Raw genomic sequence first — 13,737 nt, 5'->3', positions numbered from 1 at the left:
GACCCACGGACTGGAGCAGCTAACCCTGTAGGGGCGATTTCAATCGCCAAGCGGAGCGCAGGTTCGCCCTCTCCAACCGATGGGGCAGCTACGCCGCCCTTGGCGAATGAGTTCGCCCCTACAGCAGCAATCACGCCAACCCACGCTCCGCAAGAAAACCGGCCAGGTAGTCGATGAACGCCAGCACCTTGCCAGTGGCGCGGCGGTGGCTGGGGTAGACGGCGAGGATCTGCGCGCCGAAGACGTCGGGGTCGATCTCATAGTCGGCCATCAGGCGCACCAGCCGACCATCGGCGAGATAGGGGGCGGCACTCCACAGCGGCACATGGTAGAGGCCGACACCAGCCAGGGCGCTGGCCATCAGCAGGTCGTGGTTGTCGCTGTCCATGCGTGGCGTCGGCGGCCTGGGCAGGCTCAGGCGCTGTCCGTCACGTTCCACCCACCACCAGGTGCGATCCAGGGCGGCGTGGTAATAGAGCAGCCAGTCGTGCTGGTCGAGGGTTTCCGGCGTCACCGGCGTCGGGTTGCGGGCGAGGTAGGCCGGGCTGGCGCACAGGGCCAGGCGATTGCTTCCGACCGCCCTGGCGATCATCCCCGGCTGGTCGCTACGGCCCTCTCGCAACGCCAGGTCGTAGCCGGACTCCACCAGATCGACGAAGTCGTCGGACAGGTCCACCCGCAGGCGAATCTGTGGGTACTCGGCGAGAAAACCGACGCAGACGTCATCGAGAAACGCCCTCCCGAAGGCGAGCGGCGCCGTTAGCCGCAGGCTGCCATGCAGGCCGTGCTGCAACTGGCCCACCTCTTCCCCCACGTCCTGCAGGCGCTGCAGGACCTGCCGGGCGGTTTCCAGGTAGACCCGCCCGGCCTCGGTCAGCACCGTGCGCCGGGTACTGCGCTCGAACAGCAGCACGCCGAGATCATCTTCCAGATGGCTGACGGCCTTGGTCAGGGCCGAAGGGGTCTTGCCCAGTTGCTCGGCGGCACGGCTGAAACTGCCGTGATCCGCCGTGGCGACGAACATGCTGATGGCGCCGAGCTTATCCATGGGTTTTGCCATTCCGGAAAAAAGGTTTTGCATATTTCGGGCGTTCTGCCAGCCCGGGCCAGCCGCTAGTCTCGCTGCCAGATCAATAAAAACAAGGGGATTCCTAATGAAAGGCTTCACGCCCACCCTGCTGGCCATGTCGCTGGCTTTTTCCTCGATGGATTCCATGGCGGCCGCCGATCTGGTGCTGCTCAACGGCAAGCTGTATACCGCTGACCCTTCCCAACCCTCGGCACAAGCCATGGCGGTCGAAAACGGCAAGGTGCTTAAAGTGGGCACCGACGCCGAAATCAAGGCCCTGGTCGATGCCTCCACCCAGGTCATCGACCTGGCGGGCAAGCGCCTGCTTCCGGGGCTGATCGATACCCACTCCCACGCCATCTTCGGCGGCCTGGAAATGACCGCGGCCAACCTCGACAGCGAAGAGAACGTGGCCCTGGCGGATCTGGAAAAACGCCTGCGCGGCTGGCGCGACGACGGCACCGCCCGCCATGGCAACGTGCTCAGCGTGGCCGGCGTGAGCTCCACCTACTGGAGCAAGGCCGAGGAACTGGGGCGCATCTTCAACAACGGCGAGTGGGCGAAGGTGCCGGTGGTGTTCATGGGCAGCGATCACCACACCGGCTGGGCCAACCAGGCCATGCTTGACCGCGCCGGGGTGAATGCCGCGCTGGTCGCTTCCCTGCCGGTAGCCGAACGGGGCACCGTGGGCACCAGCAAGGACGGTAAGCCCAACGGTTTCGTGGTGGATGCCGGCTGGGACCGCATCGCCGCCGCCATGCCGCCGGTCAGCGCCGAGGAGCTGCTGCGCGCCGGCGAGGCCGCGGTGAAGTACAACAACAGCCAGGGCATCACCGCCTGGATGGACCCGGCCGCCAACGCCGCGCCGGGCGAAGCGATCTTCGCGCTCAAGCCCACCGAGAAGTCCGTCGGCGTGCTGCCAGCCTACAAGGCGCTGGCCGACAAGGGTGAGCTGAGCGCCCACGTCGCCGCCCTGCTGGTGGCCAACCCGAAGAGTCGACCCGCTGACCTCGACACCCTCGACAAGGTGCGCCAGCGCTTCCAGGGCATCCCCCACCTGACCCTGCCTGGCATCAAGGTCTTCGCTGACGGCGTACTGGAATACCCGGCGCAGAGCGCGGCACTGATCGACCCGTACAACAACTCGCAGAAGAAAGGCGAGCTGCTGATCGACCCGGCGCATTTCGGCGAGCTGGTCAGTGCGGCGGATGCCCGTGGCTGGCTGGTGCACATCCACGCCATCGGTGACCGCGCGGTGCGTGAATCCCTCAACGGCATCGAGCAGGCGCGCAAGGATCGCCAGAGCGGCATCACCCACTCGATCACCCACCTGCAACTGGTGAATCCGAAGGAGTTCGCCCGCTTCAAGCCGCTGGACGTGATCGCGTCCATGCAGCTGCTCTGGGCCTCGGGCGACGAGTACACCCTGGACATGGTCAAGCCCTACGTCAGCGCCTTCGCCTTCCGCTACCAGTACCCGGCCCACTCGCTGCTGCAACAGGGCGCGACCATCGCTGGCGCCAGTGACTGGCCGGTGTCCTCGCCCAACCCCTGGGAGGCGATCCACCAGGCCATAAGCCGCGAAGGCCCGAAAGGCGTGCTCAATGCCGACGAGCGTATCGACCGGGAAACCATGCTCCAGGCCTACACCCTGAACGCCGCCCGCACCATCGGTCTGGAACAGCGGATCGGCTCCCTCACCACCGGCAAGCAAGCCGACTTCATCATCCTCGACCGCGACGTGCTCAGCGTCGATGACAAGGACCTGGCTGAAACCCGCGTTCTCAAGACCTACTTCGCTGGCCGCGAGGTCTTCAGCGCCCCGCTTTAAGCACCTAGTTCTTCCTGCTCCTCGCCCCGCTCCCGACGCAATGCCGGGGGCTGGGCGGAGCCTTGCCCGCATCTGCCATAACAATCACAACAACGGGAAACACCATGCGCCGCATCATGCTCCTCGCCCTCACCCTGGCCCCGCTCGCCTGCCAGGCCGTGCAACTGAATGACGACTTCGCCCTGCAGATCGACCTGAACCTCGCCAGCGACTACCGCACCCGAGGCATTTCCCAGACCCAGAACGATCCCGCTGCCCAGGCCGGCGCCACACTGCTGCACAGCAGCGGCCTCTACGCCGGGGCCTGGACCTCGAACGTGGACTTCGGTTTTGGCCTGAAGACCCGCCAGGAAGTGGACTACTACGCCGGCTGGTACTGGCAGGCCACCGACGAGGTGAACCTGGACCTCGGCTACATCAAGTACAGCTACCCGAAGGAAAGCCAGTTCAACCAGAGCGAGGTCTACGCCATCCTCGGCGCCTATGGTTTCCAACTGGGGGCCTACTACTCCAACGACGCCTCGACCGTGTTCGGCGAAGACCAGGACGCGCTCTACAGCTACGTCGGCTATCAGACCAGCCTGCCCCTGGAGGTCGGCCTGGAACTGCGCTACGGACGGATGGACTTCAAGGACCCGATGTTCTGGTCCACCAATGGCGACAGTACCGACAGTTTCCACGAGTGGGAGGCCAAGCTGACCCGCGACTTCGTCGGCGTCACCTGGGGCCTGTCCTACATCGACACCGACCTCTCCGAGGCCGAATGCGCCAGCAACTACGGCTTCACCGATGTCTGCACGGCGACCTGGGTGGCGAGTGTGAGCAAGAGCTTCTGATCCGGTCTTGCCCTGTAGGGGCGATTTCAATCGCCAAGCGGAGCGCAGGTTCGCCCTGTACCACCGATGGGGCAGCTACGCCGCCCTTGGCGAATGAATTCGCCCCTACAAGGGTTCACCCCACGGTTGCTGCATCGCCAAACTGTTCCGCCAATTTGAAAGCAAGTTGTGGATTGCGCCGCCTTCCCGGGCGGCGCATCTTGCCGGCTCCACTGCCCGGAGCCTGCCATGAAACCCGCCGACCTCGTCCGCCTGTTGAGCCTCGCCGCCATCTGGGGCGCCAGCTTCCTGTTCATCCGCATGCTGGTGCCGGAAATCGGCGCACTGCCCACGGCCTTCCTGCGGGTGCTGCTGTCGGCCATCGGCCTGGCGGTGATCCTCGCGGCGCTGCGCAGCAATTGGGACTTTCGCGGCAAGCTGGGCAAGACATTGGTGATCGGCATCGTCAGCTCGGGCGTTCCGGCAGCGATGTACGCCCTGGCAGCCAAGGTGCTGCCGGCCGGCTACTCGGCCATTTTCAACGCCACTACGCCGCTGATGGGGGTTTTGATCGGCGCGCTGTTCTTCAGCGAGAAACTCACCGGCACCAAGGCGGGTGGCGTGTTGCTGGGGCTGGCGGGTGTTGCAGTACTGACCCGCACCGGGCCAGTGGCGTTCGACGCGCAATTGCTCTGGGGCGCGGCGGCCTGCCTGGTGGCGACCACCTGCTACGGCTTCGCTGGCTTCATGACCAAGCGCTGGATCACCGAGGCGGGCGGCATGGACAGCGGAATGGTGGCGCTGGGTTGCCAGATCGGCGCCACCCTGTGCCTGGTGCCGGTGTTCGCCTGGGATGCCCCCAGCATGCCGCTGGAACCCCTGCTGCAGCCCGGTACCTGGCTGGCCCTGGCCGCCCTGGGCTTCATCTGCACGTCCTTCGCCTACATCCTCTACTTCCGCCTGATCGCCAACGTCGGCCCGGTGAAGACCATGACCGTGACCTTCCTGATCCCGCCGTTCGGCGTGTTCTGGGGTGTGCTGCTGCTCGGGGAGTCGCTATCGATGGCGCACCTGCAAGGCGGCGTGCTGATCGCCCTGGCGCTGTGGCTGGTGCTCAAGCCGGCGGCGGTGCCGGCTGCGGTGAAATCGGCCGGTTAATTGCCGGGCGGTTTTCTGTAGGGGCGAATTCATTCGCCAAGGAGCACGCAGTGCTCCCCCGAATCCCTCAGGGCGGACCTTCGGCCCGCATGGCGAATGAATTCGCCCCTACACAAGATCGTACGAGGCCAGTCCTAGCGACCTGTCTTGACCGCACTCCACACGCGGGTGCGCACGCGGTCGATCTTCGGCGGCATGGACTCCAGGGCGAAGAGGTTCTTCATCACGTCAGCCGGCGGGTAGATCGCCGGGTCGGCCTTGATGCCGGCTTCCACCAGCGAGTCGGCGGCGGAGTTGCCGTTGGCGTAGCGCACCGAGTTGCTGATGCCGGCCATCACCTCAGGCCGCAGCAGGAAATTGAGGAAGGCATAGCCGGCCGCCTCGTCGGGCGCATCGGCGGGCATGGCGACCATGTCGAACCACATGGGCGAGCCTTCCTTGGGCGTGGAGTACTGGATGTTCACGCCGTTGTTGGCTTCCTTGGCACGGGTGGCGGCCTGGAGGATGTCGCCGGAGAAGCCGACGGCCACGCAGATGTCGCCGTTGGCCAGGTCGCTGACGTACTTCGAGGAGTGGAAGTAGGTGATATAGGGACGCACCTTCATCAGCTCGGCCTGGGCGGTCTTGTAGTCCTCCTGCTTCTGGCTGTGGTGCGGCAGGCCCAGGTAGTTGAGGGTGATGGGCAGGAGTTCCGGGCCGTTGTCGAGTACGGCGACGCCGCACTTGGCGAGCTTCTCCATGTTCTCCGGCTTGAAGAACAGGTCCCAGGAATCCACCGGGGCGTTGTCGCCCAGCACCGCCTTCACCTTGTCGACGTTGTAGCCGATGCCGGTGCTGCCCCAGAGGTAGGGGAAGCCGTACTGGTTGCCCGGATCGTTCACCTCCAGCGCCTTGAGCAGCACCGGGTTGAGGTTCTTCCAGTTGGGCAGCTGGCTCTTGTCCAGCTTCTTCAGCGCGCCGGCCTGGATCTGCTTGGCCATGAAGTGGTTGGAAGGCACCACCACGTCGTAGCCGGATTGGCCGGTCATCAGTTTGCCGTCGAGGGTCTCGTTGCTGTCGTAGACGTCGTAGCTGGCCGGGATGCCGGTTTCCTTGCTGAAGTTGGCGACGGTGTCCGGGGCGATGTATTCGCTCCAGTTGTAGATCTTCACCGTATCGGCTGCCTGGGCGGCGGCGGACATGGCCAGCGTCAGAAGGAGGGGCGCGAAGGAACGTGTCATTGTCTTTGTGTCCTGGCTGCTTGTGAATCGAGCCCCCCGTCGTGCGGGGCCTTCAGCTTCTCCATCACCGCCTCCAGTGACAATGCGGGGCAAGTCCCAGCGTGCCCGCGAGGAAGCCTGATCTGAGGCAAAACCGGGCCATCGGCGCCGTCTACACTTCAGCCTTGACCGGCCCGCCTGTCCGGGGCCGCGCACTGCAAGGATGGCCCTGATGCTCCAGTCCGTCTCCCCGAAAAACGACCTGCCCCTCGACGCCGAACCCGAAGCTAAGCCTCGCCAGGGGCTGTTCAGCCCGTTCGCCATAACCGCGTTCCGCATCATCTGGATCGCCAACCTGTTCGCCAACCTCGGCACCTGGGCGCAGTCGGTGGCCGCTGCCTGGGTGGTGACCGAGGCCCACGCCAGCCCGCTGCTGGTGGCGATGATCCAGGTGGCGTCCGCCCTGCCCCTGATGCTGCTGTCGATCCTCTCCGGGGTGCTGGCAGACAACCACGACCGGCGCAAGATCATGCTCGCCGGGCTCTGCTTCGAGATGAGCGGCGCCATCTTCCTCAGCACCATCGCCTTTCTCGGCATCCTCGATCCCATCCTGCTGATCATTTCCATTCTCTGGATCAGCATCGGCGGCGCCGTCACCATTCCCGCCTGGCAGGCGGCGGTGAGCGAACAGGTGCCCGGCGAGATGCTGGGCAATGCGGTGCTGCTCAACAGCGTGAACTACAACGTCGCCCGCGCCGCCGGCCCCGCACTCGGCGGGCTGATGCTCAGCGCCGTGGGCCCTGCCTGGGTGTTCCTGTTCAACTGCCTGTGCTACCTGGCGCTGATCTGGGCGATCTGGCGCTGGCGTCGCGAATTGCCGGTGCGCACCTTGCCGCCCGAGGGGCTGCTCCAGGGCGTGGTGGCGGCGCTGCGCTTCACCCAGTACTCCAGCGTCACCCGCCTGGTGATGCTGCGCTCGTTCTCCTTCGGCATTTCCGCCAGCGCCGTGTGGGCGTTGCTGCCGCTGCTGGCGCACCGCAACCCGGAGGGTGACGCCGCGGTGTACGGCTACATGCTCGGCGCCCTGGGTGCCGGTGCCATTGGCGGCAGCCTGCTGGTGAACCGGGGCCGGCTGCTGATCGGTACCAGCCGGCTGATCAGCCTCGCCGGCCTGGTGTTCGGCCTGGTGATGCTGGTACTGGGCACGCTGGACAGCCTCTGGGCGATCTTCCCTGCTCTGCTGACGGGCGGCATCTGCTGGATCGCGGCGGTGGCCAGCTACAACTCGGCGGTGCAGATCCTGGTGCCGGATTGGGTCAAGGCGCGCGCCCTGGCGCTGTACCAGACGGCGATCTACGGCGGCCTGGCACTGGGTTCCTATCTCTGGGGGCACCTGGCGGAAAGCATGGGCGTAAAGGGCGCGCTGTTCAGCGCGGGCGTACTGATGATCGCTTGCGCCTTCCTGCTCTACCCGCGCCGCCTGCCTGAGCTGGACGCTTCCAGCATCGCCCACGCCGACAGCCCGCAACCGGGCCAGCCGGGCTTCGCCTTCAACCCGGACCGGGGCTCAGTGCTGGTGACCATCGAATACCGCATCCCCCAGGAGCGCACCCGCGACTTCGTGCGGGCCAGCCGCCCGTTACGCCGTCTGCGGCTGCGCAACGGCGCCGACCGCTGGGCGCTGTACCGCGACGCCAGCGATCCGGAGCTGTGGCAGGAAACCATGGTGGTGGAGAACTGGCTGCAGCACTTGCGGATGCTCGATCGCCTGACCATCGCCGACAAGGCGATCATCGACAACCTGACCATGCTGCACCAAGGCGACGGCCCACCCCGCGTACGCCACGGGGTGAGCTATGAATCGGGGAGCTATGAACCCATTCAGTCGTAGGTTGTGGCAGGCGGCGCTCCGTCAGAGCGCAGCGAAGCCCAACAGTGCGAGGCCCACGGCCTGAACGTTGGGCCTCGCAGAGCTCGGACCAACCTACTGTTGCAGTTCCTGCTCGGTGAACAGGCCGTCGAACAGCATGCTGGAGAGGTAGCGCTCACCCGAGTCCGGCAGGATCACCACGATGGTCTTGCCCTGCATTTCCGGGCGCTCGGCCAGGCGCACAGCCACCGCCATGGCGGCGCCGGAGGAAATGCCACAGAGGATGCCTTCCTCACGCATCAGGCGCAGGGCCAGGGCCTTGGCCTCGTCGTCGGTGCTCTGCTCGACGCTGTCGACCAGGGTCAGGTCGAGGTTCTTCGGCACGAAGCCGGCGCCGATGCCCTGGATCTTGTGCGGGCTGGGCTTCACTTCTTCGCCGGCCAGGGTCTGGCTGATGACCGGGGACGACACCGGCTCCACCGCCACCGAGAGGATCGGCTTGCCGCAGGTCTGCTTGATGTAGCGGGACACGCCGGTAATGGTGCCGCCGGTGCCCACGCCAGCCACCAGCACGTCCACGGCGCCGTCGGTGTCGTTCCAGATTTCCGGGCCGGTGGTCTTCTCGTGGATCGCCGGGTTGGCCGGGTTCTCGAACTGTTGCAGCAGCAGGTATTGCTCGGGATTGGCGGCCACCAGCTCGCTGGCCTTCTCGATGGCGCCCTTCATTCCCTTGGCCGGCTCGGTCAGCACCAGTTCGGCACCCAGGGCCTTCAGCACCTTGCGACGCTCCAGGCTCATGGAAGCGGGCATGGTGAGGATCAGTTTGTAGCCACGGGCCGCGGCGACGAAGGCCAGACCGATGCCGGTGTTGCCGGAGGTGGGCTCCACCAGGGTCATGCCCGGCTTGAGGCGGCCGGAGGCTTCCGCGTCCCAGATCATGCTGGCGCCAATGCGGCACTTCACCGAATAGGCGGGGTTGCGACCCTCGATCTTGGCGAGGATGGTCACACCGCGCGGCCCCAGGTGGTTGATGCGCACCAGGGGCGTGTTGCCGATGGCTTGCGAGTTGTCTGCGAAGATGCGGCTCATGGCGGAATCCTTGTCATGACGGGAAAAAGGAGCCGCAAGCCTAAGGCGGTGCCACAACAGCGTCCAGCGCTCCCCGAGTCGGACAGAGGGCATTCCTGCCATTCAGTGACTGAATGAAGGTTCTGCGTTCACAGTCGACTTGTGCCCGCGTTATAGTCAGGCCTTTCCCAAATACTGAACCGTCCGGTTTTACAACCGGAGTGATACGTCCGAGGATTCCCCGATGAAGTTCGAAGGCACCCAGTCCTACGTCGCCACCGACGACCTCAAGCTCGCGGTGAACGCCGCCATCACCCTGCAGCGCCCGCTGCTGGTCAAGGGCGAGCCAGGTACCGGCAAGACCATGCTGGCCGAGCAACTGGCCGAGTCCTTCGGCGCCAGGCTGATCACCTGGCACATCAAGTCCACCACCAAGGCGCACCAGGGCCTGTACGAGTACGACGCGGTGAGCCGCCTGCGGGATTCCCAGCTGAATTCCGACAAGGTCCACGACGTTCGCAACTACATCAAGAAAGGCAAGCTGTGGGAGGCGTTCGAGTCCGAAGAGCGCGTGATCCTGCTGATCGACGAGATCGACAAGGCCGACATCGAGTTCCCGAACGACCTGCTGCAGGAACTCGACAAGATGGAGTTCTACGTTTACGAGACCAACGAGACCATCAAGGCCAAGCAGCGCCCGATCATCATCATCACCTCCAACAACGAGAAAGAGCTGCCGGACGCCTTCCTGCGCCGCTGCTTCTTCCACTACATCGCCTTCCCCGACCGCGACACGCTGCAGAAGATCGTCGACGTGCACTACCCGAATATCAGCAATTCGCTGGTATCCGAGGCGCTGGACGTGTTCTTCGACGTGCGCAAGGTCCCTGGCCTGAAGAAGAAGCCCTCCACCTCCGAGCTGGTGGACTGGCTGAAGCTGCTGATGGCCGACAACATCGGCGAAGCCGTACTGCGCGAACGCGATCCCACCAAGGCCATCCCGCCGCTGGCCGGCGCCCTGGTGAAGAACGAACAAGACGTGCAGCTGCTGGAGCGCCTGGCCTTCATGAGCCGCCGCGCCAGCCGCTGACGAACCTCCCCTCTCCCGCTTGCGGGAGAGGGGCCGGGGGTGAGGGTAATCCCGCCCACTTAGGAGACCAGCCATGCACCACGGCAGTTGCCTGTGCGGCGCGGTGAAGTACGAGATCGACGCGCCCATCAATTCCGCCACCCATTGCCATTGCAGCCAGTGCCGCAAGGGCCACGGGGCGGCGTTCGGCACCTATGGCAACGTGCGCTGGAGCGCCTTCCGCCTGGTGCAGGGTGAGGATGTACTGACCCGGTTCCACTCCTCCCCCGGCGTGACCCGGACCTTCTGCCGGCAGTGCGGTTCCACCTTGCAGTGGTACAGCGAAAACGCCCATCCCGACTGGGTTTCGGTCGCCCTGGGCACGCTGGACTCGCCGCTTGGCCCGATCCCGCAGAAGCACATCTACCCGGAATCCAAGGCCGACTGGTACGCCATCGCCGACGGCCTGCCCCAGGAGCCCCGCTCCTGAGAACCAACAGATAGATGAGGGTGCAGCCATGCTGCTCAACCTGTTCAACGAAATGCGCGCAGCCAAGGTGCCGGTGTCGGTCCGTGAGCTGCTGGACCTGATCAACGCGTTGAAACACAACGTGGTGTTCGCCGACATGGACGAGTTCTACTTCCTCGCCCGCACGGTGCTGGTCAAGGACGAGCGCCATTTCGACAAGTTCGACCGCGCCTTCTCCGCCTACTTCAAGGGCCTGGAGAAGCTCGACGACTACCTCCAGGCGCTGATTCCCGAGGAATGGCTGCGCAAGGAGTTCGAACGCATGCTCACCGACGAGGAGCGTGCGCAAATCCAGTCCCTCGGCGGCCTGGACAAGCTGATCGAGGAGTTCAAGAAGCGCCTCGAAGAACAGAAGGAACGCCACGCCGGCGGCAACAAGTGGATCGGCACCGGCGGCACCAGCCCCTTCGGTTCCGGCGGCTTCAACCCCGAGGGCATCCGCGTAGGCGATGCCGGCAAGCGTCAGGGCCGGGCCGTGAAGGTCTGGGACCAGCGTGAGTACAAGAACCTCGACGACCAGGTGGAACTGGGGACCCGCAACATCAAGGTCGCCCTGCGTCGCCTGCGCAAGTTCGCCCGCGAGGGTGCTGCGGAAGAGCTGGACCTGGACGGCACCATCGACCACACCGCCCGCGACGCCGGCCTGCTCAACATCCAGATGCGCCCGGAACGCCGCAACACCGTGAAGCTGCTCCTGCTGCTGGATATCGGCGGCTCCATGGACGCCCACGTGAAGGTCTGCGAAGAGCTCTTCTCGGCGTGCAAGACCGAGTTCAAGCACCTCGAATACTTCTACTTCCACAACTTCGTCTACGAATCGGTGTGGAAGAACAACCTGCGCCGCACGTCCGAGCGCACCTCCACCCTCGACCTGCTGCACAAGTACGGCCCGGACTACAAAGTGGTCTTCGTCGGCGACGCCGCCATGGCGCCCTACGAGATCACCCAGGCCGGTGGCAGCGTCGAACACTGGAACGAAGAGCCGGGCTACGTCTGGATGAAACGCTTCATGGAGAAGTACAAGAAGCTCATCTGGATCAACCCCTATCCCAAGGACACCTGGAACTACACCGCCTCCACCAACATCGTCCGCGAGCTGATCAACGACCAGATGCATCCCCTGACCCTGCAGGGGCTGGAGGAAGGGATGAGGTTCCTCTCGAAATGAAAAAACGGGCCCGGAAGGGTCCGTTCTACTTTGTGGCCAAAGCCGCTAGGCTTGGCGCTTATTTCCTGGAAACGAGCCGATCATGCAAGACATCTCCCTGCAGGACATCGCCGCGCCAGATGGCGTCTGCTACGGCTGTGGCGGCCGCAACCATCACGGCCTGCACATCAAGAGCCGCTGGCACGAGGACGGCGTACACGTCGTGGCCGAACACGTGCCGGATGCCAAGTACTGCGGCTGGCCGGACCTGGTGTATGGCGGGCTGATTGCCATGCTGGTGGACTGCCACTCCAACTGGACCGCCATGGCCTACCACTACCGTGACGAAGGCCGCGAGCCCGGCAGCCTGCCACGCATCGAGTGCGTCACCGGCAATCTCGGTATCAAGTTCATCAAGCCGACGCCCATGGGCGTGCCGCTGCTGCTGCGCGCCCGGCTTGAGGGTGAAGCGGGGCGCAAGACCCGGGTGATCTGCGAGGTTTATGCGGGGGAGTTGCTGACCGCCGTCGGCGATTCCGTCTTCGTCCGGGTAGACACCGGGCAGTTGGCCGCGACGGCCCACGGCCGCGAGTCCTGAGCATCGAACTGTAGGTTGGTGCAGAGCGCAGCGAAGCCCAACATGACAGGGGCCAAGCCCGCATCGTTGGGCTTCGCGTAGCTCAGCCACAACCTACAACTGTCTTCGCTGAGGATCAGGCACGGCCCTGGGTGATGATCTCGCCACGGCGCCAGAGGATCCACTCGCCCGGCTGGTAGATGTTCCAGGTTTCGTTGTCGGTCAGGGGCTCGGTGGCGATCACCGTGACCACGTCGTTGGGCGTGGTTTCGGCCTGGAAGTCCACGGTGAGGTCGGCGTCCTTCAGGCGTGCGGGGCCGAACGGCGCGCGGCGGGTAATGTGGGCGAGCTTGGTGGAGCAGAAGCTGAACAGCCAGTCGCCGTCGCTCAGCAGGCAGTTGAACACCCCCTTCTGGCGGAACTCGAAGCAGGCCTGGATCAGCACCGGCAGGAGGATTTCCGCCATCACCGGTTCAGGGAAGGCACCACGCACGCGATTCAGCAGGTCGCAGAAGGCGGCTTCGCTGTCGGTGTCACCTACCGGGCTGTAGAAACCTTTCGGCGGCTCGAAACCGGCCAGTTGGCCGTTGTGGGCGAAGCACCAGTTGCGGCCCCAGAGCTCGCGCACGAAGGGATGGGTGTTGGACAGGCAGACCTTGCCGACGTTGGCCTGGCGGATATGCCCGATCACCGTCTCGCTCTTGATCGGATAGCGCTGCACCAGGCGCGCCACTTCGGATTCGACGCTGGCCGACGGGTCCTGGAACAGACGCAGGCCGCGCCCTTCATAGAAGCCGATACCCCAGCCATCGCGGTGCGGACCGGTACCGCCGCCGCGCTGCATCAGGCCGGTGAAGCTGAAAACGATATCGGTGGGGACGTTGGCGCTCATGCCAAGCAATTCGCACATGGTTCAGAATTCCAGCTTCAGGGCGTTTTTCAATTGTTCGGCTTCGCGTTCCAGGCGCGCCTGCACGGCAGAGCGGCCAAGGGGCAGGAAGCGGGTCAGGGCACGCCAGAGCAGGCCGGCGAGGTCGCCACGGCGACGGGGTATCAGGTGCAGATGCAGGTGCGGCACGTGCTGGTTGGAGGCCGGGCCGTCGTTGACCATCAGGTTGATGCCCTCGCGTCCGTAGCCGGCCCAGCGCAGGGCCTGGCTCAGGCGCGCAGTCAGCGCGAGCAGGCGGTCGCGGGCGTCGGCGGAGAGATCAGTGAGCAAGGGAGCGTGTTCGCGACTGACGACCAGCACATGGGCCGGCCGTAGCGGGTAGATGTCCAGCAGCACCAGGAAATGCTCGTCTTCATGCAGCAGATGGGCCGGCAGCCTGCCAGCGGCGATGGCACAGAACACGCAGTCCATGGGCGCTCCTTCACGGGAATGGCTCATGCTGAACGTGTCGTGCCC

General features: G+C 65.0%; 13 protein-coding genes. 8 read left to right on the top strand and 5 right to left on the bottom strand.

Annotated elements, in window-relative coordinates; all coding sequences use genetic code 11:
- Positions 1-130: 130 nt before the first annotated feature.
- Positions 131-1,048 carry a LysR family transcriptional regulator gene (locus E8E91_RS27620; RefSeq protein WP_280380328.1) on the bottom strand — a complete coding sequence of 306 codons (918 nt, stop codon included), beginning with the start codon at positions 1,046-1,048 and terminating at the stop codon, positions 131-133.
- A 106-nt stretch (positions 1,049-1,154) separates the two neighbouring features.
- Between E8E91_RS27620 and E8E91_RS27615 the strand changes: the two genes are divergently transcribed.
- The 3 genes from E8E91_RS27615 to E8E91_RS27605 all read left to right on the top strand — a co-directional run bounded on the left by E8E91_RS27615 (position 1,155) and on the right by E8E91_RS27605 (position 4,873).
- Positions 1,155-2,900, top strand: a complete 1,746-nt coding sequence (locus E8E91_RS27615; protein WP_280380326.1) for an amidohydrolase — start codon at positions 1,155-1,157, stop codon at positions 2,898-2,900.
- A gap of 104 nt (positions 2,901-3,004) precedes the next feature.
- Complete coding sequence (locus tag E8E91_RS27610; RefSeq protein WP_280380323.1) at positions 3,005-3,736, top strand: TorF family putative porin; 732 nt, start codon at positions 3,005-3,007, stop codon at positions 3,734-3,736.
- A gap of 228 nt (positions 3,737-3,964) precedes the next feature.
- Entirely contained in the window at positions 3,965-4,873 is a 909-nt protein-coding gene (locus E8E91_RS27605) for a DMT family transporter (RefSeq protein ID WP_280380321.1), read from the top strand.
- Positions 4,874-5,007: 134 nt separating this feature from the next.
- On the opposite strand, the gene E8E91_RS27600 is transcribed toward E8E91_RS27605, so the two are convergent.
- Positions 5,008-6,093: a polyamine ABC transporter substrate-binding protein gene (locus E8E91_RS27600; RefSeq protein WP_280380319.1), complete on the bottom strand. Its 1,086-nt coding sequence runs from the start codon at positions 6,091-6,093 to the stop codon at positions 5,008-5,010.
- Between the two features lie 211 nt (positions 6,094-6,304).
- On the opposite strand from E8E91_RS27600, the gene E8E91_RS27595 reads away from it, so the two are divergent.
- The gene (locus E8E91_RS27595; protein WP_280380317.1) at positions 6,305-7,963 is read left to right on the top strand and encodes an MFS transporter; all 1,659 of its coding nucleotides are present in this window, start codon (positions 6,305-6,307) and stop codon (positions 7,961-7,963) included.
- Between the two features lie 93 nt (positions 7,964-8,056).
- Here the strand turns inward: E8E91_RS27595 and cysK are convergent, their stop codons facing one another.
- Positions 8,057-9,031, bottom strand: a complete 975-nt coding sequence (gene cysK / locus E8E91_RS27590; protein ID WP_280380316.1) for a cysteine synthase A — start codon at positions 9,029-9,031, stop codon at positions 8,057-8,059.
- 223 nt (positions 9,032-9,254) lie between these two features.
- Between cysK and E8E91_RS27585 the strand changes: the two genes are divergently transcribed.
- From E8E91_RS27585 to E8E91_RS27570, 4 genes are all read left to right on the top strand, one after another.
- Positions 9,255-10,100 carry a MoxR family ATPase gene (locus E8E91_RS27585; protein ID WP_151135431.1) on the top strand — a complete coding sequence of 282 codons (846 nt, stop codon included), beginning with the start codon at positions 9,255-9,257 and terminating at the stop codon, positions 10,098-10,100.
- 73 nt (positions 10,101-10,173) lie between these two features.
- The gene (locus E8E91_RS27580; protein ID WP_190832647.1) at positions 10,174-10,569 is read left to right on the top strand and encodes a GFA family protein; all 396 of its coding nucleotides are present in this window, start codon (positions 10,174-10,176) and stop codon (positions 10,567-10,569) included.
- A 28-nt stretch (positions 10,570-10,597) separates the two neighbouring features.
- Positions 10,598-11,776 (top strand): VWA domain-containing protein, encoded by a 1,179-nt coding sequence (locus tag E8E91_RS27575; protein WP_280380314.1) that lies wholly within the window; start codon positions 10,598-10,600, stop codon positions 11,774-11,776.
- A gap of 82 nt (positions 11,777-11,858) precedes the next feature.
- Positions 11,859-12,353: a PaaI family thioesterase gene (locus E8E91_RS27570; RefSeq protein ID WP_280380312.1), complete on the top strand. Its 495-nt coding sequence runs from the start codon at positions 11,859-11,861 to the stop codon at positions 12,351-12,353.
- 115 nt (positions 12,354-12,468) lie between these two features.
- Here the strand turns inward: E8E91_RS27570 and E8E91_RS27565 are convergent, their stop codons facing one another.
- Both E8E91_RS27565 and E8E91_RS27560 read right to left on the bottom strand, forming a co-directional pair.
- On the bottom strand, positions 12,469-13,242 hold the full coding sequence (locus E8E91_RS27565; RefSeq protein WP_280380310.1) for a class II glutamine amidotransferase: 774 nt from the start codon (positions 13,240-13,242) through the stop codon (positions 12,469-12,471).
- A gap of 3 nt (positions 13,243-13,245) precedes the next feature.
- Entirely contained in the window at positions 13,246-13,692 is a 447-nt protein-coding gene (locus tag E8E91_RS27560; RefSeq protein ID WP_280380370.1) for an HIT family protein, read from the bottom strand.
- Positions 13,693-13,737 lie beyond the last annotated feature (45 nt).

Source organism: Pseudomonas sp. BN515 (assembly GCF_029873155.1).
GTDB lineage: Bacteria > Pseudomonadota > Gammaproteobacteria > Pseudomonadales > Pseudomonadaceae > Metapseudomonas.
Note: the sequence above shows the minus strand (reverse complement) of the source record. Positions and strands in the feature narration are given on the sequence as shown.